This is a genomic window from Pseudonocardia nantongensis (assembly GCF_046546495.1).
GTDB lineage: Bacteria > Actinomycetota > Actinomycetes > Mycobacteriales > Pseudonocardiaceae > Pseudonocardia > Pseudonocardia nantongensis.
The window spans coordinates 199,337-218,789 of the sequence record NZ_JBKGXT010000002.1 but is presented as its reverse complement, the minus strand read 5'-3'; the positions used below and the strand labels follow the sequence as shown (position 1 = coordinate 218,789).

16 protein-coding genes are annotated in these 19,453 nt (G+C 75.0%); 6 read left to right on the top strand and 10 right to left on the bottom strand.

The genetic code is table 11. The features are described 5' to 3' along the window. Window positions 1–38 precede the first annotated feature (38 nt). The 7 genes from ACLFMI_RS02975 to ACLFMI_RS02945 form a co-directional block, all read right to left on the bottom strand. A complete protein-coding gene (locus ACLFMI_RS02975) occupies window positions 39–1,298 on the bottom strand; it encodes an aldehyde dehydrogenase family protein (protein ID WP_410946303.1) in 1,260 nt (419 codons plus the stop codon). A 55-nt stretch (window positions 1,299–1,353) separates the two neighbouring features. After that, window positions 1,354–2,211: a class F sortase gene (locus ACLFMI_RS02970; RefSeq protein ID WP_410946139.1), complete on the bottom strand. Its 858-nt coding sequence runs from the start codon at window positions 2,209–2,211 to the stop codon at window positions 1,354–1,356. After that, window positions 2,208–3,137, bottom strand: a complete 930-nt coding sequence (locus ACLFMI_RS02965) for a DUF4142 domain-containing protein (RefSeq protein WP_410946138.1) — start codon at window positions 3,135–3,137, stop codon at window positions 2,208–2,210. The genes ACLFMI_RS02970 and ACLFMI_RS02965 overlap by 4 nt, the downstream gene beginning before the upstream one ends. Window positions 3,138–3,239: 102 nt before the next feature. Next, window positions 3,240–4,103: an exodeoxyribonuclease III gene (locus ACLFMI_RS02960; protein WP_410946137.1), complete on the bottom strand. Its 864-nt coding sequence runs from the start codon at window positions 4,101–4,103 to the stop codon at window positions 3,240–3,242. A 10-nt stretch (window positions 4,104–4,113) separates the two neighbouring features. After that, a complete protein-coding gene (locus ACLFMI_RS02955; RefSeq protein ID WP_410946136.1) occupies window positions 4,114–5,034 on the bottom strand; it encodes a transketolase family protein in 921 nt (306 codons plus the stop codon). Next, a complete protein-coding gene (locus tag ACLFMI_RS02950) occupies window positions 5,034–5,759 on the bottom strand; it encodes a transketolase (protein WP_410946135.1) in 726 nt (241 codons plus the stop codon). Before ACLFMI_RS02950 ends, ACLFMI_RS02955 begins: the two co-directional genes overlap by 1 nt. A gap of 59 nt (window positions 5,760–5,818) precedes the next feature. Next, entirely contained in the window at window positions 5,819–6,817 is a 999-nt protein-coding gene (locus tag ACLFMI_RS02945) for a potassium channel family protein (RefSeq protein WP_410946302.1), read from the bottom strand. A gap of 169 nt (window positions 6,818–6,986) precedes the next feature. Here ACLFMI_RS02945 and ACLFMI_RS02940 point away from each other — a divergent pair, with 169 nt between their 5' ends. The 6 genes from ACLFMI_RS02940 (at window position 6,987) to ACLFMI_RS02915 (ending at window position 13,295) form a co-directional block, all read left to right on the top strand. After that, window positions 6,987–8,120, top strand: coding sequence for a sensor histidine kinase (locus ACLFMI_RS02940; protein WP_410946134.1), 1,134 nt, complete (start codon window positions 6,987–6,989; stop codon window positions 8,118–8,120). Next, a complete protein-coding gene (locus tag ACLFMI_RS02935) occupies window positions 8,117–9,040 on the top strand; it encodes a LytR/AlgR family response regulator transcription factor (RefSeq protein WP_410946133.1) in 924 nt (307 codons plus the stop codon). The genes ACLFMI_RS02940 and ACLFMI_RS02935 overlap by 4 nt, the downstream gene beginning before the upstream one ends. Beyond that, window positions 9,037–9,450, top strand: a complete 414-nt coding sequence (locus ACLFMI_RS02930; protein WP_410946132.1) for a hypothetical protein — start codon at window positions 9,037–9,039, stop codon at window positions 9,448–9,450. The genes ACLFMI_RS02935 and ACLFMI_RS02930 overlap by 4 nt, the downstream gene beginning before the upstream one ends. Window positions 9,451–9,485: 35 nt before the next feature. Beyond that, window positions 9,486–11,120, top strand: a complete 1,635-nt coding sequence (locus ACLFMI_RS02925) for a sodium/solute symporter (protein WP_410946301.1) — start codon at window positions 9,486–9,488, stop codon at window positions 11,118–11,120. Between the two features lie 181 nt (window positions 11,121–11,301). Next, window positions 11,302–11,655: a DUF485 domain-containing protein gene (locus ACLFMI_RS02920; RefSeq protein ID WP_410946131.1), complete on the top strand. Its 354-nt coding sequence runs from the start codon at window positions 11,302–11,304 to the stop codon at window positions 11,653–11,655. Beyond that, on the top strand, window positions 11,652–13,295 hold the full coding sequence (locus tag ACLFMI_RS02915; RefSeq protein ID WP_410946130.1) for a solute symporter family protein: 1,644 nt from the start codon (window positions 11,652–11,654) through the stop codon (window positions 13,293–13,295). The genes ACLFMI_RS02920 and ACLFMI_RS02915 overlap by 4 nt, the downstream gene beginning before the upstream one ends. 163 nt (window positions 13,296–13,458) lie before the next feature. Here ACLFMI_RS02915 and ACLFMI_RS02910 read toward each other — a convergent pair whose 3' ends face one another. The 3 genes from ACLFMI_RS02910 to serS all read right to left on the bottom strand — a co-directional run bounded on the left by ACLFMI_RS02910 (window position 13,459) and on the right by serS (window position 19,439). Beyond that, complete coding sequence (locus ACLFMI_RS02910) at window positions 13,459–16,860, bottom strand: ATP-dependent helicase (RefSeq protein ID WP_410946129.1); 3,402 nt, start codon at window positions 16,858–16,860, stop codon at window positions 13,459–13,461. A gap of 32 nt (window positions 16,861–16,892) precedes the next feature. Beyond that, a complete protein-coding gene (locus ACLFMI_RS02905; protein WP_410946128.1) occupies window positions 16,893–17,876 on the bottom strand; it encodes a glycoside hydrolase family 16 protein in 984 nt (327 codons plus the stop codon). 312 nt (window positions 17,877–18,188) lie between these two features. Beyond that, a complete protein-coding gene (serS, locus tag ACLFMI_RS02900) occupies window positions 18,189–19,439 on the bottom strand; it encodes a serine--tRNA ligase (RefSeq protein WP_410946127.1) in 1,251 nt (416 codons plus the stop codon). Window positions 19,440–19,453 lie beyond the last annotated feature (14 nt).

Sequence of the window (19,453 nt, the reverse complement as noted above, 5' to 3'; positions counted from 1 at the left end):
CCGGCGAGGCTATCCCCCGGCCCCGACCGGCTGTGTGATCAGGCCGGGGGCAGCACCACGAACTGGCGCAGACCCAGGTCGCGGTAGGTGACCGGGCCGCGCGGGCCGGGCGTGTGGTCGACGTTGATCCCGGTCTCCGGCAGGCCGAGCAGCTTGTAGCCGTCGAGCAGCCGCGAGGTGGCGTTCCAGAACACCCCGGTGCCGGTGTAGCGGTCGATGAAGGCGTCCGCGGCGGCCCCGTCGGCGGCGCAGATCGTGGCCGCCAGGCCCGAGGTCTCCCGGGCGGCGGTGTCCGCGGCGTCGACCGGGCCGTCGACGGCCGCGACGGTCACGTGGGCCTCGGCACCGGAGTCCAGCGCCCACTCGTGTCCGAGCCGGTGGCCGTGCGGCGGCTCGGACAGCCCGATCCCGCGCTCGTCCAGTGTAGACCGGACGACCGGGAGCAGCGCGTCGTAGGCGGGACGGTCCACGAGCAGCAGGTTCAGCCGGTTGCACACGCCGAGCCGGTCGGTCGAGTCGGCGACCAGCCGGGTGACCTCGGCCGGGTCCGCCGAGGCGTCCAGGTAGAGCACGCCGCCGCCGTCGGCGTGCGCGAGCACCCGGGTGCCCGCGGTCGCCCCGAGCACCGACAGCTTGCGGGTGACCTCCCCGGACCCGCGGACGACGACCAGCGGCACCAGATCCGGCAACCCGACCAGCGCCTCGGCACCGGCGTGCCCGGGCAGCGGGACCAGCTGCACCGCCTCGGCGGGCAGCCCGGCCTCGGTCAGCGCGGGCCGGAGCACCTGTTCGACCAGCGCGGTGGCAGTGCGCAGCGCGGCCGCGCCGGTGCGCAGCACGGCGGCGCTGCGGGCCTTGAGCACCTGGGAGGCGACGTCGACGGTGACGTTCGGGCGGGCCTCGAACACCGCACCGATCACGCCGACCGGGATCCGCCGCTCGAACACCCGCTCCCCGGTCTCCAGGGTCCGGACCGGCCACTCGGTCGCCGGCTCCGGCGTCGCGGCCAGCACCTCGAGCTGCATGGCGATGTCGGCCAGGCGCTCCTCGTCGAGGGTCAGCCGGTCCAGCAGGCCCGCGGCCATCCCGCTCCGCCCGGCGGCCTCGACCTCGGCGGCGTTGATCTCGAGCAGCTCCGGCGCCCGGTCCCGGATCCGGGCGACGGCCGCACGCAGCGCGTCGTCGACGGCGCCCTCGCCGGCGGCGCGGACGGCCGGGGCCGCGGCCCTGGCCCGCTGGGCGGCTTCGCGGACGGCGGCGAACTCCGGGGCCTCACCGGTCTGCGCGGAATCGGTCACGGCGGGGGTTCCGGTGCTGGTGCTCACAGCAGGTCAGGGTAAGCGCTCGCGCGGATCAGGCCGGGTCCGGGACGGCGTAGACGACGATGTTGGACTCGTAGCTGCCGGCGACCGGGTCGAAGACCCCGCCGCAGGTGATCAGGACGAGCTGCGGGTCGCCGTCCCGGCGGAAGACCTCTTGGGGCAGGTCCTGCTTGCCGTACTCGCGGCGGGCGGCGACCCGGTAGGTCGCGGCGCGCCCGTCCGGCCCGCGGACGACGACCGGCTCACCCGCGACCAGCTGCGGCAGCACCGCCAGCACGCCGAGGCCCTGGGTGGCCGAGTCGACGTGCCCGGCGATCACCGCGCTGCCGGCGGTGCCACCGGGGAGCACGCCCGGTGCCCACCAGCCGACGGTGCGCACCTGCTCCGGGATCACCATGCCGCCGCCGGGGCCGGTGCCGACCGACTCGACGGGTGCGGTGACGCCGCGGCCCGGCAGTTCCAGGACGGCCGGGACGACCGGTCCCGGCCGGGCGGCGGGGTCCGGTTCCGCGGTGTCCGGTTCCTCGGGGGCCGGGTAGATCGGCGAGACCGTCCAGGGCTGTTGCGGGGCCGGCGGGGCCGGCCCGGTGATCCGGGGCGACGCCCCAGGGGCGTCCGCGCCGGGTGCCGGGGCGACCTCCGGAGGGGCCAGCACGGGTAGCACCCGCGACGCCGGCACCGCACGCGACGGGGCCCCACCGGCGAGGCCGGCGGGGCCCGGATCGGCAGGCCCCGCCGGGGCGGGAACCGTGCCGAGGTCCTCGGCGACGAGGCGGGGCCCGTCACCGGTGGCGAGCACGGCACCGGCACCGAGCAGGAGGACGCCCAGGAGCATCAGCGACAACGCTCCGCGGACGGCCTCCCGGCGGTACCGGTGCCGTGTCCTCACGCGCGCGAGCGGCGCAGCCGGATCAGGCCGGCACCGAGCAGCAGCACACCGGCCCCGCCGAGCGCGATCGGCAGCACGGCGTCGGACGACGCGGCCTGGCCGCCGGTACCGGCGTCCACCGCGTTGCCGGAGCCGTTCTGGCCCGCGCCCTCCGAGCCCGAATCCTCGGAGCCCGAACCCTCAGAGCCCGAGCCCGCCGAGCCCGAGCCCTCGGAACCGGAGCCGTCCGGACCGGCCGCCTGGCCGCCGTCACCCGCGCCGTCCTGGCCGCCGGCCGCGCCGTCCTGACCGGTCTGACCACCGGCCTCGCCGCCCTGACCGCCGTCGGCGGCACCGCCCTCGCCGGGCTCGCCACCCGGGGTGGCGGCGCCGCCCGCGGCGGCGGCCTCGTCCAGCTTGGTCTTCAGCTCTCCGAGGTTGCTCACCTGCGCGCGGGCCTGCTCGAGCTGCTCCGGCGGCAGGCCGGGCACGTTGAGCAGCCCCTGGGCCTGGTCGTTCAGCTCCGTGACCTGGGTCTGGGCGGCCTGCAGCCAGCCCTGGTCGAACTCCTCGCCGGAGCGCGCCTTGAGGTCGTCGACCTGGGACTGGACCTCCGGGGAGACCTGGTCCGGCAGCGAGACGCCGATGCCCGACGCCAGGCCGCGCAGCTGCTGGTCGAGCTGCTGCCCCTCGCCCTGCACCTGCGGGGCGAGGTCCTTGACCTGCTGGCCGACGCCCTGCTCCATGCCGGCACCGCCGAGCGCGGCCAGACCCAGCGCCTTCTGGTGCGCGTCACCGAACGCCTGCTGCGGGTCACCCACCCCGGGAATCTCGGGCATGTTCGGCATCGACGGCGTCTCACCCCCGCACGCGGTGAGCCCGACGAGCGCGATCGCGGCGACCCCGGCGCCCACGGTGCGCGTGAGCCGACGGTTGGTGTCAGTCATGGTCTTCCCCCGTGAGTTGCGGTCCACGCCCGGTGGGTAGCAGCGCTACCGCAAATGTTGCAAGCGGAACCACACCATGGGTCGTTCCGGGGCGCCGAGCGGCTACCTGCCCCGGACCAGCGGTGCCGGCGCGGACGGCGGCGGGACGACCGGTCCGGCGTCGCCGTCCGGGGCGGTGTCCAGGTCGAGCAGCACCGGAGCGTGGTCGCTCGGGTTCTTGCCCTTCCGGGCCTTGCGGTCCACCCACACGGCGGCACGGCGACCGGCCGGACCGGCCCCCGCGAGGATCAGGTCGATCCGCATCCCCTGGTCCTGGTGGAACCGGCCGGCCCGGTAGTCCCAGTAGCTGAACACCCGCTCGTCCGGCCACCGGTCACGCAGCACGTCGGCCAGGCCGGCCTCGCGCAGCGCGGCCAGCGCCGCCCGCTCGTCCGGGGTCACGTGGGTCGCGCCGTCGAACGCCGGGCGGTCCCAGACGTCGTCGTCGGTCGGGGCGATGTTCACGTCCCCTGCCACCACCGCCGACGCCGGGTCGCCCGCCGCGACCAGGTCGCGCAGCGCGGCGAGCCAGCGCAGCTTGTAGGCGTAGTGCGGATCGGACGGCTCGCGCCCGTTCGGCACGTACACCGAGGTGACCCGCAACCCGCCGCAGGTCGCCGTGATCGCCCGGGCGTCCGGTCCGGTAAGCCCGCCGTCGGTGAAGACCGGCTCGTCCGGCAGCCCCCGGACGACCTCGTCCAGCCCGGCCCGGGACAGCAGCGCCACCCCGTTCCAGCGGCCCTGCCCGTGGTGGGCCACGGCGTAGCCGCGCTCGGCGAGCGGCTCGCCGAGCGCGGCGTGGAAGTCGTCGTCGGACAGCTTGGTCTCCTGCAGGCAGACGACGTCCGGGGACCGCTCGTCCAGCCAGGGCAGCAACCGGGGCAGCCGGGACTTCGCCGAGTTCACGTTCCAGGTGGCCAGGCGCACGCCCGCGACCCTACGACCCCAGGAACCCGGCCACCGACCGGCGGATGCCCGCGACGTCCAGGCCGTGCGCGGCGTCGTGGTCGGCGACGGTGCCGTAGCGGCGCAGCTCCGCGGTCCCGACGCCCAGCCCGAGCACCCGGTGCCGGATCCCGGACAGCGCATCGGCCGCGAACCGGGTCGAGGCGCCGGCCAGGTACGGCTCGACGAGCACGACGTCGGGCTCGGTGAGCGTGGCGCGCAGGGTCGCCCCGTCGAACGGCCGCACGGTGGCCGCGTAGAGCACCGTGACATCGAGGTCCGCGACCGCAGCCAGGGTCCGGTCGGCGGTCGGCCCCACCGCGACGACGGTGCCCCGGCTCCCCCGGCGCAGCACCGTCATGCCCCCGCCGACGGGCTGCGCCACCGCGTTGGACGCGGCGCCGAGCCGCACGTAGACCCGGTCGTCGCCGGGGAGCACGGCGCGGATCAGCGCCTCGGCCTCGTCGGCGTTCCCGGGGACGTGCACCGTCCAGCCCGCCACGGTGTCCAGCAGCGGGACGTCCCGGGAGCCGGAGTGCGTCTCGCCTGCGGTCGGCATGTCGTAGGAGCCGCCGGCCGAGACCAGCACCGCGCCGGCGCCCTGGTGGCCGAGGTCCAGCTTGAGCTGCTCGTAGGGCCGCTCCAGGAGGAACGGCGCGAAGGTGTGCACCAGCGGCCGCATCCCGCTCAGCGCCAGCCCGCCGGCCGCGGAGACCAGCAGCTGCTCGCGGATCCCGACGTTGACGATCCGGTCGGCGACCTCCGGAGGCACGTCGAGGTACCCGGCGCCGATGTCGGCCAGCAACACCACCACCCGTGGATCGGCGGCGACGAGCTCGGGCAGCAGGTCGTAGAAGCGTTCCCGCTGGTCGAGGGACCGCTGCGTACCGGTACGCAGAGCAAAGGCGGTCATCAGTGGATCTCCTCCGGTTCGACGTGCGCGACGACGGCCAGCGGCCGGCCATCGTGCGGGGTGCGGAACGCGCGGAACAGGGCCCCCCGGTCGTGACCGTCGACGTCTGTGGTCACCCACCCCTCGACGGCGAACCGCGCGGCGATCCCGCCCGGCCAGCCGTGCGAGGCCGACGCGTTGTCGATCACGACGGCGGTCAGCCCGTCCAGCCCGGCCCGGCCGGCGTACTGGATCGCCTCGGCGTTGGACCCCTCGTCCAGCTCGGCGTCGCCGACGAGCACCACGGTGCGGGCCGAGCGGCGCTGATGCTCGTTCCGCGTGCGCTCCACTCGGCCGGACAGGCGCAGCCCCAGCGCGGTCCCGACCGCGAGGCCGAGGCCGTGTCCGAGGGAGCCGGAGGAGATCTCCACCCCGGGCAGCAGGGTGCGGTCCGGGTGGTGTCCGAGCCGCGAGTCGAACTCGGCCATCCGGTCCAGGGACACGGGGTCGAGGAAGCCGTGCGCGGCCAGCACGGCGTAGTAGGCCATCGGCCCGTGCCCCTTGGAGAGCAGGAACCGGTCGCGGTCCGGGTCGTCCGGACGGGCCGGGTCGACCCGCAGGACACGCTCGTACAACACCCGGATGACGTCCAGGGTGGACGTCGCCGCGGGCTCGTGCTTCTCGTCGCCGGTCATCCGGGTCAGCAGTCCGGCGAGATCGCCGGGGGAGGTGGTGGTCGTCGTCATGGGGACGACCGTGCGACCTGTAGCCGACTTCAGGTCAAGGGATCTGCCCGGAGATCCCCTCAGTCGTCGCCCGGTGGGGTCGCCTTCCGCACGTAGAGCAACTGGTCACCGCGCTCCAGCGCGTCCACCGCCGGCGCGTCGACCCGGTGGAGGTGCTCGTCCCGGACCACACCCAGCACGATGTCGGGCAGGTGCCGCGGCGATCCGCCGACCTCGGCGGGCTCCACCTGGCGCTGGCTGATGGCGAACCCGGCGTCCGGGGTGAGCAGGTCCTCCACCACCTCGACGACCGCCGGGGACCGGGTCGCGACGCCCAGCAGCCGCCCGGCCGTCTCGTCCGAGACGATCACCGAGCTGGCCCCGGACTGGCGCAGCAGGTGCACGTTCTCGGTCTCGCGGACCGCGGCCACGATCGAGATCGACCTGGACAGCTCGCGGGCGGTCAGGGTGACCAGCACCGCGGTGTCGTCCCGGTCCAGGGCCACCACCAGCGTCGTCGCCAGCTGCACCCCCGCGATCCGCAGCACCGCCGAGCGGGTCGCGTTGCCGGAGACGGTCACCAGCCCCAGCCCGGACGCGACGTCGAGCCGGGCCCGGTCGGTGTCCACCACGACGATCTTCTCGGGCTCCACCCCCTCCCCGAGCAGCGTCTCCACCGCGGCCCGGCCCTTGGTGCCGTAGCCGACGACGACCGTGTGCTCGCGCACGCGCGACCTCCAGCGCTGGATCCGGAACGACTGGCGGGAGCGCTCGGTCAGCAGCTCCACCGTCGTGCCGACGAGGACGATCAGGAACAGCACCCGCAATGGGGTGATCACCGCGATGTTGACGGCCCGCGCGGTCGGGCCGACCGGCACGATGTCGCCGTAGCCGGTCGTGGACAGCGACACCGTCGCGTAGTAGAGCGCGTCCAGCAGCGAGATCGGCCCGACGCCGTTGTTGTCCAGGTAGCCGTCCCGCCCGAAGTACACGATCAGGGTCGTGGCGCCGAGCGCGGCCAGGGCGACCAGGAGCCGGGTGACCAGGGAGCGGACCGGGCTCGACCGGGTGTCGGGCATCCGTAGCGCTCCCGCGACCTGCGGGTCGAGGGAGGCGAGCCGGGAGGAGCCGATCACGCGGGCAGGTTAGTCCCCGTCGAGGGCCGATCGGCACGGCACTCGTCGGGGCCCGGGCGCCCGTGATCGGCCGCAGGCGGCCGGCGGGGCGGGGGCGTCCTATCCTGGCGGGATGGCAGTGCCAGGCGACCCGGAGCGCGGCCCGCGCACGGCCGGGCTCGGCGGGTTGCGGCCCCGCCTCCCGGGACGCCGCCGGCCCGACGGTGCCGCGACCGTGCACCCGGACCCGACCGACGTGCTCGACACCGGTGTCGCGATCGCGGCCGGGCTGCGCGAGCCGGCCGGGTCCCCGGCCGCCGTCGAGGCGATGCGCCGGCTGGCCGGGCTGTGCGGCGCGTCCGGCGCCGGGCTGCTGCCCCCCGGCGAGCCCGCGACCTGGTGGGGCGCCGAGCGCGAGGCCGGGACCGCGCTGGCCGGACGAGCCCGGTCCGGTGGCCGCCGGGTGAGCGGTGCCGGGCTGGTCGCGCTGCCGTTGCCGGCCGGTCCGGACGGCGCAGAGGACCCCGGCGAGGCCGGGGTCCTGGTGCTGGCCGGCGAGGTGGGAGTGCCGGCCGCCCGGCGCGCCGCCGGGTTCGTCGCCGACGCCCTGGAGCGGGCCCGGCTGGAGACCGGTGCGGCGCAGGCCGAGCTCTCCCGGCTGCGGGCGTTGCGCGCGCAGATCTCCCCGCACTTCGTCTACAACGCCCTGACCACGATCGCGTCGTTCGTGCGCTCCGACCCGGCGCGCGCCCGCGACCTGCTGGAGACCTTCGCCGAGTTCATCCGGCACTCGCTGGCCGCCCGCGGCGACTACACCACGCTGGCCGGCGAGTTCCGCTCGGTGGAGGCGTACCTGACGCTGGCCCGCGCGGTGCTCGGCGACCGGTTGCGGGTGCAGGTGCGGGTGGCCCCCGAGGTGCTGCCGGTGGCGATCCCGGTGCTGGCCCTGCAACCGCTGGTGGAGAACGCCGTGCAGCACGGCGTCGAGCGCTCCTCCGGCGGCGGGCTGGTCCAGGTCAGCGGCGAGGCCGAGGGCGACGAGTGCGTCGTCGCGGTGGAGGACGACGGGCCGGGGATGAGCCCGGAGCACGCCCGGGACGTGCTGGCCGGGACCGCCGAGGGCTCGGGGCTGGCGCTGGTGAACGTGGACCGCCGGCTGCGTGCGGTCTACGGGCCCGGGCACGGCCTGGTGATCGAGACCGCCCCGGACGCCGGCACCCGGATCGTGCTGCGGGTCCCGCGGTTCGCCCCCGGAGTGCTCCCGTGAACGAGAGCCTGCGGGTGCTGGCCGTCGACGACGTCGCGCCGGCCCTGGACGAGATCTGCGCGCTGCTCGCCGACGCCCCGGACGTCGCCGAGGTGGCTCGGGCCGGGGATGCGGTCGAGGCGCTGCGATCGATCCCCGGCGGTGCGTTCGACGCGGTGTTCCTGGACATCACGATGCCCGGGATGGACGGGCTGGAGCTGGGCGGCGTGCTGGCCGCGATGGCGCATCCCCCGGAGATCGTGTTCGTGACCGCCTTCGAGGAACACGCGGTCGCCGCGTACGGCCTGGGCGCGGTCGACTACCTGCTCAAACCGGTGGGCACCGACCGGCTCGCCGCCGCGCTCGCGCGGGTCCACCGGGCCCGGGCCGGGCGCTCGGCGTCCGCCCCCGCCCCGACCGCGGAGCCGGCGGACGAGGGCCCGGACGCGCACAGTGCCCTGCCCCGGGTGGACGAGCTGGCCGTGCTGCCGGTGGAGCTGGCCGGGCGTACCCGCTACGTCCGCCGCGAGGACGTCCGGTTCGCCGAGGCCCATGGCGACTACGTGCGGCTGCACACCCCGTCCGGTTCCCCGCTGGTGCGGATCCCGCTGTCCCGGCTGGAGGAGCACTGGGCGGCCCACCGGTTCGTCCGGGTGCACCGCAGCTTCCTGCTGTTCCTGCCCGGCGTGCTGGAGCTGCGCAGCGACGCCGGTGGCGGCCTGCTGGCGCACACCGACGCGGGGGACGTCCCGGTGAGCCGGCGGCACGCCCGCGAGCTGCGCGAACAGCTACTGGCCGCGGCGACCTCCGGGGCGCTGGGCCCCGCGGACGACTCCCCGCCGGCCCACCGGGTCACCGGTGCCGGGGCGGCCGGTTCCGGCACCGCGGACGGCGTCTCCGGGATCGGACACCTGCGCGACGGCGAGCGGGGAGCGCGGTGAACCGCCCGCGCCGGGTCGCGGTGTCCGCCCCGCCGGAGCCCGGGGCTCGGGCCCGCCCGGTGAGTCCCCGGGCATCGCCGGACGGGACGCTCGACCCGGCCCGCACCGCCGCCGCCCGGGCGGCGCGGCGGGTCCAGCTGCGCCGGGCCACGGTGACCCTGACCTGCGGCGCGGTGCTGCTGTTCGGGCTGCCTGCGCTGCTGTCGCTGGTCCCCGAGCCGGGCGCGGTACGGCTGTCCGGGCTGCCCCTGACCTGGATCGCGGTCGCGCTGCTGCCCTACCCGCTGCTGGCCGGGCTGGCCTGGTGGCACCTGCGCCGCGCCGAGCGGGCCGAGCGCGACGCCGGGCCGGCCCCCGGCGCCCCGGAGGGCGGGGACGCCGAGCCGGACGGCGAGGGCCGCGCCCGGTGACCGGAGCCGCGGTCGTCACGCTGCTCCTGGTCACGATGCTGGTCGGGGTCCGCGGCGTGGCCGCGATGCGGACCACATCGGACTTCCTGGTCGCGTCCCGGCGGACCTCGCCGATGCTCAACGCGGCCGCGGTCTCCGGCGAGTACCTCTCGGCGGCGTCGTTCCTCGGCATCGCCGGTCTGGTGATCAAGGAGGGTACCGGCGCGTTCTGGTATCCGGTCGGGTTCACCGCGGGCTACCTGCTGATGCTCACGCTGGTCGCCGCGCCGATGCGGCGCACCGGGGCGCTGACCGTCCCCGGGTTCGCCGAGGCCCGGCTCGGGTCGCGCTCGCTGCGCCGGTTCTGCGCGGTGGTGGTCGTGGTGATCGCCATGATGTACCTGGTGCCGCAGATCGTCGCGGCCGGTCAGCTGCTCACCCTGGTGTCCGGTGTGGACTACTGGGTGGGCGTCGTGGTGTCCGCGCTCGCCGTCGGCGTCACGCTGGCACTGGGCGGGATGCGTGCCGCCACCTACGTCCAGGCGTTCCAGTTCGCGCTCAAGCTGGTGCTGTTCGCCGGGCCGGCGATCTGGCTGCTGCTGCTGGCCGGGCCGGCGCTGCGCGCGGAGATGGCAGCCCCCGCCGAGTTCACGACCTTCACCCGGGAGACGCCCGTCGACTTCCGGCTGGACACCGACCTGGTGCTGACCGAGCCGACCACCGTCGTCATCGACGGCGGGCCGCCGGTGCGGCTCACGCCCGGACCGCACGCCGCGTACGCCGATCAGGTGTGGACGTTCCCGGAGGGGGCGCCGGTACCCGAGCTCGGTGGGGACCGGGCGTCGCTGCCGGTGCCCGGCGGGGAGGACTGGGCGCTGCCGCTGCTGGGCTCCGGAGAGGGGGCGCCGCTGCTCGCGACCTGGTCGCTGCTGGTCGCGACCGCGCTCGGGACGATGGGGCTGCCGCACGTCATCGTCCGCTTCCACACCAGCCCGGACGGCCGAGCGGCCCGGCGCACCGCGGCGATCACGGTGGCGATGCTCGGGACGTTCTACCTGTTCCCGATCGTCTACGGGCTGCTGGGCACGGTCCTCACGCCGGAGCTGTACCTGTCCCAGGGCACCGACACCGCGATCGTCACGCTGCCCGGCCGGATCACCGGCGGCAGCACGGCCGCGACCCTGACGGCACTGCTCACCGCGGGCGCGTTCGCCGCGTTCCTGGCCACGTCGCTGGGCCTGCTGCTGGCGCTCTCGGGCGCGCTCGCGCACGACCTCATGCCCTCCGGGCTGCGCCGGCTGCGGCTCACCGCGCTGGCCGCCTCGGCGGTCGTCATCCCGGCGGCGCTGTTGATGGTCCGGGTGGACGTGAGCGCCGCCGTGACCTCGGCGTTCACCGTGGCGGCCTCCACGTTCTGCCCGCTGCTGGTACTCGGACTGTGGTGGAAGGGCTTGACGGCGCGCGGCGCGTACGCCGGGATGGTCGCCGGACTGGTCTTCTCGGCCGGTGCGATGGGACTGGCCGCCGTGACCGGACTAAGCGGAACGGCGGGCATGCTGCTCGCCCGACCGGCCCTCTGGTCGGTGCCGCTGGCCTTCGTGGTCATGGTCCTCGTGTCACTGGGTGATCACGTTCCGTCGTGGGCGGAGGATACGATGCTCCGGCTACATCTGGCGGACCGCGAGAAGTGAGTAGGCCCGTCCGGCCGGTGTCAAGACCGTCGGTCGTTTTCTGAGGCGATCGACCCACCGATCGTCGGCCACTCGCCTCAGTGTCCGAATCGAGACCGTGTGTGGGCTTCCGCATGCGGCTGTGAGGAACTTTCCTGGGCGCACCCCCGAGATCGCGCGCGGGAGATGCAAGGAGGCATGCGTGAGTACCACCGAGTCCGAGAACGGCACGGGGGACCCGCCACCGGGTACCCCCGACTGGGCCGCCGTGCAGGCGAGTCCCGACTTCCAGGACCTGCGCAAGCGACTGCGCGGGTTCGTCTTCCCCGTCACCGTGGGGTTCCTGGTCTGGTACCTGCTCTACGTGGTGCTGGCCAGCTTCGCGCCCGACTTCATGGCCATCCCGGTACTGGGCAACATCAACCTGGGCCTGATCCTCGGCCTGCTGCAGTTCGTGTCCACGTTCGCGATCACGGTGGCCTACGTCCGCTTCGCGGACCGCAGGCTCGACCCGCTGTCGTCGAAGATCCGTGACGAGATCGAGGGGGCGAAGTGAGTCACACCGTCCTGGCCCAGGCGACCGCGGGCAGCAACCCGGTCCTGAACATCGCGATCTTCCTGGTGTTCGTGATCGGCACGCTGGGGATCGTCTTCTACGTCAACAGCCGGCACGCCAAGAAGACGGCCTCCGACTTCTACACGGCGGGCGGCGGCTTCTCCGGTACCCAGAACGGTTTCGCGATCGCGGGTGACTACCTGTCCGCGGCGTCGTTCCTGGGCATCGCGGGCGCCATCGCGGTCACCGGCTACGACGGGTTCCTCTACTCGATCGGCTTCCTCGTCGCATGGCTGGTGGCGTTGCTGCTGGTCGCGGAGCTGCTGCGGAACACCGGCCGGTTCACGATGGGTGACGTGCTGGCGTTCCGGATGCGTCAGCGCCCGGTCCGCGCGGCCGCCGCCACCTCGACGCTGGCGGTCTCGTTCTTCTACCTGCTGGCCCAGATGGCCGGTGCCGGTGCGCTCGTGTCGCTGCTGCTGGGTGTGTCCGGCGGGTTCGCGCAGGGCGTCGTGATCGCGATCGTGGGTGCCGTGATGATCACCTACGTGCTGATCGGCGGCATGCGGGGCACCACCTGGGTCCAGATGATCAAGGCGGTGCTGCTCATCGCCGGGGTCCTGATCATGACGATCTGGGCGCTGGCGCTGTTCGGATTCAACTTCTCGGCCCTGCTCGGTGCCGCGGTCCAGGCCAACCCGGAGGACGGCGCGGGCCTGCTCTCACCGGGCCTGAAGTACGGCACGTCCTTCACGTCGAAGATCGACTTCATCTCGCTGGGGCTTGCCCTGGTGCTCGGTACCGCGGGCCTGCCGCACGTGCTGATGCGCTTCTACACCGTGCCGACGGCCAAGGAGGCCAGGAGGTCGGTCGAGTGGGCGATCTGGCTGATCGGCCTGTTCTACCTGTTCACCCTGGTCATCGGCTACGCCGCCGGTGCACTGGTGGGGCCGGAGACGATCCAGAACTCGCCCGGCTCGGTCAACTCGGCGGCCCCGCTGCTGGCCTTCGAGCTCGGCGGCCCGGTGCTGCTGGGCATCATCTCGGCGGTCGCGTTCGCGACGATCCTGGCGGTGGTCGCCGGCCTGACGATCACCGCGTCCGCGTCCTTCGCGCATGACGTGTACATCAACGTGATCAGGCGCGGCCAGGTCTCCGACGTGCAGGCGACGGAGGTACGGGTGGCCCGGCGGACCGCGGTGACGATCGGCGTGATCGCGATCGTCGGCGGTATCCTGGCCCGCAACCAGAACGTGGCATTCCTGGTGGCGCTGGCGTTCGCGGTGGCGGCCTCGGCGAACCTGCCGACGATCCTCTACTCGCTGTTCTGGAAGCGGTTCAACACCACGGGCGCGCTGTTCTCGATCTACGGCGGCCTCGCGGTCGTCGTGATCTTGATCATCTTCTCGCCGGTGGTGTCCGGGAACCCGGAGACGGCGTCCACGCCGTCGATCTTCTCGAACGCCGACTTCGCGCTGTTCCCGCTGTCGAACCCGGGACTGGTGTCCATCCCGGCGTCGTTCCTGCTGGGTGTCATCGGTACCTACGTCGGCCAGAAGCGGCACGACGGCAGCAAGTACGCCGAGATGGAGGTCCGGTCGCTGACCGGTGCCCACATCGCCAAGGCGGAGTCGCACTAGCACCTGCGCGCACGACCCGCGAGCCCGCGTTCCCCGACCACCGGGGGCCGCGGGCTCGCGTCGTGTCCGGGTGCGGCGCGGCGGCGCTCCGGAGCGGCCGGGTCGGTCGGGTCGGCCTACCGGTCGGTCGGCTCGGCTCGGTCGGCCGGGTCAGGCGGCCGGGTCAGGCGGCCGGGACCCCGGCGACCAGGGCGTGCAGCCGCTCGGCGTCGAGCAGGTCGGCCGGGCGCAGGGTGACGCCGTCGCGGACGTAGTGGAACGCGGCCCGCACCCGGTCCGGTGCCACCCCCTGCAGCGCCGCCCAGGCCAGCCGGTACGCGGCCAGCTGGACCCCGACGGCGTGCTCGCGGTCCGCGGCGGGCACGGCACCGGTCTTCCAGTCGACGACGGTCCAGCCCCCGTCCGCATCGGCGAACACCGCGTCCATCCGGCCGCGCACCGCGACCCCGGCCAGCACCGTCTCGAACGACACCTCGACGTCGACCGGCATCCGGTCCGCCCACTCCGAGGCCAGGAACGCCTCCTGCAGCTCGGCCAGCTCGTCGTCCGGGGCGGCGCCGTCGTCCGCGGCCCCGGGCAGCTCGTCCAGGTCGAGCAGGCGCTCGGCGCCGAACCGCTGCTCCAGCCAGGCGTGGAACGCGGTGCCCCGGCGGGCGTGCGGGTTCGGCGGCAGCGGCACCGGGCGGCGCAGCCGGACGGCCAGCGCGTCCGGGTCGTCGGCCAGTTCGACCAGCCGGCTCACCGACAGCCGCCCGGGCAGCGCCACCGCCGGCCGCTCGGCCGCCGCGGCCCGTTCGGCCAGCAGCACGTCGACGTCGGCGGCCCAGCCCTCCGGGTCGCCCTCGCCGCCCCGGTCCCCGGCGGCGTCCGCCTCGGCTGCCGGTGCGGCCTCGTCCGGCTCGGGGGCGGGCAGGTCCATCAGCGTCAGCTGGTCCGCGGTCTGCCGGCGCCTGCGCTTGGCGGGCTTGCGCGGGGTCCGGGCCCGGAGCGCGGCCCGCACCAGGTCGGCCCCGGCCGCCACGTCCGGGGCGCGGCTGCCGAAGGGCTCCGGTGGCCACTGCGCCGTCCGCTCGACGCCGAGGTTCGGGTTAGCGGTGTCGGCCTCCGGCGGCGGTGCCCAGTGCTCCAGCTCCCCGACCTCGGACCCGCCGGGTCCCTCCAGCACCTCGGCCAGCTCGGCGAGGAACGCGCTCGGTTCCTTGGGCCGCTCCCCCGCCGCCGGCCAGCGGTGCCCGGAGGCGAGCAGGGTGTGCTCGGAGCGGGTGAGCGCGACGTAGAACAGCCGGCGCTCCTCGGCGAGGCGGCGGTCGTCGAGGGCGGCGTCGTGCTCGTCGAGCGCGGCCTCCACCTGCTTGCGGTCCGCCCCCGGCGGCGGCAGGTCGAGCCCGGGCAGGTCGTCGGCGTCGCCACGCAGCGGGACCGGCAGGTCGGACGGGTCCTTGAGCCAGCTGCCGGACATCTTCCGGCCCGGGAACACCTGCGACACCAGGTGCGGGACGGCGACGATCTCCCACTCCAGCCCCTTGGCCGCGTGCACGGTGAGGATCTGCACCTGGTGGGGCGAGACGTCGATCTCGGGCTGGGCCAGCCCGTTCTCGGCGCGCTCGGCGGTGTCCAGGTAGTCCAGCAGCGAGGACACCGACCCCACCTCGGCCCCGGCGGCGAACTCCGCGACGACGTCGGCGAACGCGTCCAGGTGCGCGCGGCCGGTGGTGCCCGGCCGGGACACGGTCTCGACATCGAGCAGCAGGGTGCGCTCGACGTCGGCGACCAGGTCGGTCAGCGGCGCCGACGCCCGGTGCCGCAGCTGGGCGAGCTCGCGGCCGAGCCGCCGGATCCGGTCGAAGCCGGCCCGCGAGTAGCGCTCCGGGTCGCCCGGATCGTCCAGGGCGTCGACCAGGCCGGCCTGCTCGGCCTGCTCACCGGGCAGCGCGCCGAGCGCCAGCTCGGCCGCGGACAGCGGGCCCGGGCGCGCCGGGCGGGCCGGGACGAGCTCGCGGGCGCGGGCCCACAGCGCGGCGAGGTCGGCGATTCCGAGCCGCCAGCGGGGGCCGGTGAGCAGCCGGACCGCGGCCGGCCCGGCGAGCGGGTCGGTCACCACCCGCAGCGCCGAGACCAGGTCGCGGACCTCCGGGGTGGACAGCAGGCCGCCGAGACCGACCACCTCGACCGGCACGCCCCGGTCGCGCAGCGCGGCGGCCAGCGCGTCCATGTCGCCGCGCCGCCGGACCAGCACCGCGGCCGTCGGTGGGGCGCCGCGCTCGTCCAGGATCCGGTGCCAGCGCTCGGCGACCCCGTCGGCGACCCAGTCGATCTCGGCGCCGACGTCGGCCAGCAGGGCGGCCCGGACGTCCCCGGGGCCGGCGGTCTCCAGCGGGCGCAGCTCGCCGACCCGGACAGTGCCCGGCGCGCTGCGGAGCGGCTCGGACACCCGGTTGGCCAGCACCAGCACCTCGGCCGGGTTGCGGAAGCTGGTGAGCAGGCCGTGTACCGGGGCGGGGTCGCCACCGGCGGCCGGGAAGTCGGTGCGGAACCGGGTCAGGTTCCCGGCGCTGGCGCCGCGCCAGCCGTAGATGGACTGGCACGGGTCACCGACCGCGGTGACCGACCGGTGCTCCCCCGTGCCGTCGCTGCCGGGGGGCTCCGGGGCGGCGCCCGGCGGGACGCCGTAGAGGGCGCGCAGCAGCACCCGCTGGGCGTGCCCGGTGTCCTGGTACTCGTCGAGCAGCACGGCCCGGTACTGGTCGCGCTCGATCCGGCCGACCTGCGGGTCGGCCTCGGCGACCCGGGCCGCGAGCGCCATCTGGTCGGCGAAGTCCATCGCCTGCTCGGCCTGCTTGCGGCGGGCGAACTCGGCGATCAGCGGGAGCAGCTCCAGGCGCATCCGCTGGCCGGCGATCCGGGCCTTGTAGCCGGCCGCCGGTTCGGCGCGCTGCCGCTTGCCGGGCGGCGCGTGCTCGAGCACCGGCAGCACCCGCTCCGTCAGCCGCTCGACGTCGGCCGCCTCGACCAGGTGCTCGCCCAGCTCGCCGGCCAGGGCCAGCAGGTACTCGGTGACGGTCGCCGGCACCCGGTCGATCTCCAGGTCGGCCGCCCAGGTGGAGACGACCCGGTGCGCCAGCTGCCAGGTCGCGGTGGGGCTGAGCAGCCGGTTCGCCGGTTCGACCGGCAGCCGCAGGGCGTGCTCGCCGACCAGCCGCCCGGCGTAGGCGTGGTAGGTGGCGACGGTCGGTTCGCCGGCCAGCAGGTGCGCCCTGCGGGACCCGGTGGGGTCCAGATCGTCGAGCAGCCGGGAGCCCGCGAGCCGGCGCAGCCGGGACCGCACCCGGGTGCCGAGCTGCTGGGCGGCCTTGCGGGTGAAGGTGAGGCCGAGGACCTGCTCGGGCAGCACCCGTCCGGTCGCGACCAGCCAGACGACGCGGGCCGCCATCGTCTCGGTCTTTCCCGCCCCGGCCCCGGCGACGACGAGTGCGGGCCCGGCCGGGGCGGCGATCACCGCGGCCTGCTCCTCGGTCGGCGGGTGCAGGCCGAGCGCGACGGCGATCTCGCCCGGAGTCGGATCCATGCCCCGTGTTGTACCGCGGGCCACCGACGGTCTCAGCCGGCGGGCGCGTACTGGCGGGCCCAGTCGACCTGCAGGCGCACCTCGTCGGGGGTGCCCGCGTCCGGGCCGGGGATCCATTTCTCGGCGGGCCCCTGGTCGAGCTGGATGCACAGGTGCATCGGCGTCGTGGGGATCGCGCGGGGGTCGGTGACCTCCCACTTCTGGACGCCGTCGACGTACCAGGTGATCCGGTCCGGCAGCCACTCCAGCGCGAAGGTGTGCCAGCCGGTGAAGTCGCCCGGGGTCTCGGTGGACAGGATGTGGTTCTCGGCGCCGTGGTGCACGAACGCGGTGGCGGCCTGCCGGTCGCCCGACGGGACCTCCATCATGTCCAGCTCGCCGTCGTCCGGGAACCGCTCGGAGTCGGGCCACAGCAGGATCGCCGGGCTGAACCCGGTGCCGGGGTCGGTGCGGGCCCGGAACTCCCAGCGCCCGTGGAGCTGACCGGAGTGCATCGCCATCCCGCCCGAGACGCCACCGCCGGCCGACCGCGGGCGCGCGGTGATGGTGAGCAGGCCGTCGTCCTGGGTGACCGCGGACGGCCGGCGCAGGCCGTGGCCGAACCCGCCCGGCGAGTTGTAGACGGTCCAGGTGGACCGGTCGACGCGGCCGGCGTCGAACTCGTCGCCTGCGGTCGGCACCCACTGCACGGGCGGTGGCGGAGGTGGCGGCGGCGGGAGCTGGTTGTCCAGCGCGGACGCCGCCTGCCCGCCCGGCCCGGCGTCCGGCGGGACCAGCACGGTCCAGATCAGGCCCGCGAGGGCGACGAGCACCAGCGCCATCGCACCGGCGCCGTGCGCGACGCGGTGCCGGAGGCCGGTCGGCGTGCCGCGCTGCCGCCGGTCACGTTCGGTGCCGCGGGGCGCGCGCGGGTCGAGGTCCGGCGCACGCCCCGCCGACGGAAACGGACGGCCCGGCGCCGTCGCGCCGCGTGGCGGCGGCATCGGGTAGACGCGGGTGCCGGGCGCGCGCGCCATCCGGACCGTTTCCCCGTCGAGATGCAGCTCAGGGGTCCGTGGAGATCCACAATTCGCCCTGCGCTGCATCTCGGCGCGGTACGGCTCACCGGCCGGAGCGGCGGACGGAGGTCCGGCCCGGTGGCGTGCCCGGGGGATCACGGGTAGCTCGCCGGGCCTGTGCCCGGGCACACCGCGCCCCGATCCGTCCACGTACGGGAAGACGTCCCGTGTGCCGCCGGGTTGCCCGTCCGAGACGTCGCGGCCGTCACTCCCGTCGCCCGGTTCCCCCGGCACACTGCACCGTGCGGGCGACGATCAGGCGGGCGGCGATCAGGCGGGCGGCGTCCCGATGGTCACGGGCGCGCCGTGCGCCTGCAGCACCTCGGGGACGGCGACGGTACCGCGCTCGTCCTGGAAGTTCTCCATGATCGCGAGCATCGCGCGGGCGGTGGCCCCGGTGCCGTTGAGCGTGTGCACGTTCTCGGTGGGGCCCTCGCGCTCGCGGCGGAACCGGATGCCGAGCCGGCGCGCCTGGTAGTCGGTGGTGTTCGAGCAGGAGGTGATCTCCCGGTAGCGCTGCTGCGCCGGGAACCAGGCCTCGATGTCGTACTTCTTGGCGGCGGGGTTGCCGAGGTCGCCGACCGGGATGTTCTGCACCCGGTACGGCAGCCCGAGCGCCTGCACGATGCCCTCCTCGTGGGCGAGGAGCTGCTCGTGGATCTCCCGGGAGTGCTCGGGCAGGCAGTAGACGAACATCTCGACCTTGTCGAACTGGTGGACCCGGAACATGCCCTTGGTGTCCTTGCCGGCGGCGCCCGCCTCGCGCCGGAAGTTCGTCGAGAAGGCGACGTAGCGCGACGGCAGCTCGTCGAGCTCGACGATCTCGTCCATGTGGATCCCGGCCAGCGCGACCTCGGACGTCCCGGTCAGGTACAGGCCGTCGCGCTCCAGCTGGTAGAGGTTCGACTCCTCGGTCGGCAGGAAACCGGTGCCGTACATGGTCTTCTCGTTGGACAGCACCGGGCCGAGCACGGGCACGAAGCCCTCGCCGACCAGCCGGTCCATCACGAACCGGAACAGCGACATCTCCAGCATGGCGACGTCACCGAACCGGTAGGCGAACCGGGAGCCGGCCATCCGGGCGCCGCGGAACATGTCCACCCGGCCCGTCGACGAGGCCAGATCCAGGTGGTCGCGCGGCTCGAACGTGAACGACGGCGGCTCGCCCCAGGTCCGGACGGTGACCGCGTCCTCCTCGGCCATGCCGTCGGCAGCGGTCGGGTCGGGCAGGTTCGGGATCCGGGCGAGCAGCGCGGTGCGCTCGACGTCGGCGCCGGCGAGGTCCTCCTCGGCCGTCCGCAGCTCCTCCTTCTCCTTCTTGAACTGCTCGACCTGCTCCGGGGTCGGGCGGCCCTTGGGGCGCTGCTTCTGGGCGGCGCGCATCGTCCCGACCCGGTCGGTCAGCTCGCGCCAGCGGCCGTCGACCTCGAGCAGGGCGTCGAAGTCCTCGGCAGCCCCACGGCGGGCCAGCGCCGCTCGGAACCGGTCCGGATCCTGTCGGGCCGCCTTCAGGTCGATCACTGCACGTCCAGCCT

Bases quoted from the DNA above. Each gene is read 5' to 3' on its own strand.
- ACLFMI_RS02965 (WP_410946138.1), bottom strand. From the start codon at position 3,137: ATGACTGACACCAACCGTCGGCTCACGCGCACCGTGGGCGCCGGGGTC.
- ACLFMI_RS02955 (WP_410946136.1), bottom strand. From the start codon at position 5,034: ATGACCGCCTTTGCTCTGCGTACCGGTACGCAGCGGTCCCTCGACCAG.
- ACLFMI_RS02950 (WP_410946135.1), bottom strand. From the start codon at position 5,759: ATGACGACGACCACCACCTCCCCCGGCGATCTCGCCGGACTGCTGACC.
- ACLFMI_RS02945 (WP_410946302.1), bottom strand. From the start codon at position 6,817: ATGCCCGACACCCGGTCGAGCCCGGTCCGCTCCCTGGTCACCCGGCTC.
- ACLFMI_RS02940 (WP_410946134.1), top strand. From the start codon at position 6,987: ATGGCAGTGCCAGGCGACCCGGAGCGCGGCCCGCGCACGGCCGGGCTC.
- ACLFMI_RS02925 (WP_410946301.1), top strand. From the start codon at position 9,486: ATGCTGGTCGGGGTCCGCGGCGTGGCCGCGATGCGGACCACATCGGAC.
- ACLFMI_RS02910 (WP_410946129.1), bottom strand. From the start codon at position 16,860: ATGGATCCGACTCCGGGCGAGATCGCCGTCGCGCTCGGCCTGCACCCG.
- ACLFMI_RS02905 (WP_410946128.1), bottom strand. From the start codon at position 17,876: ATGGCGCGCGCGCCCGGCACCCGCGTCTACCCGATGCCGCCGCCACGC.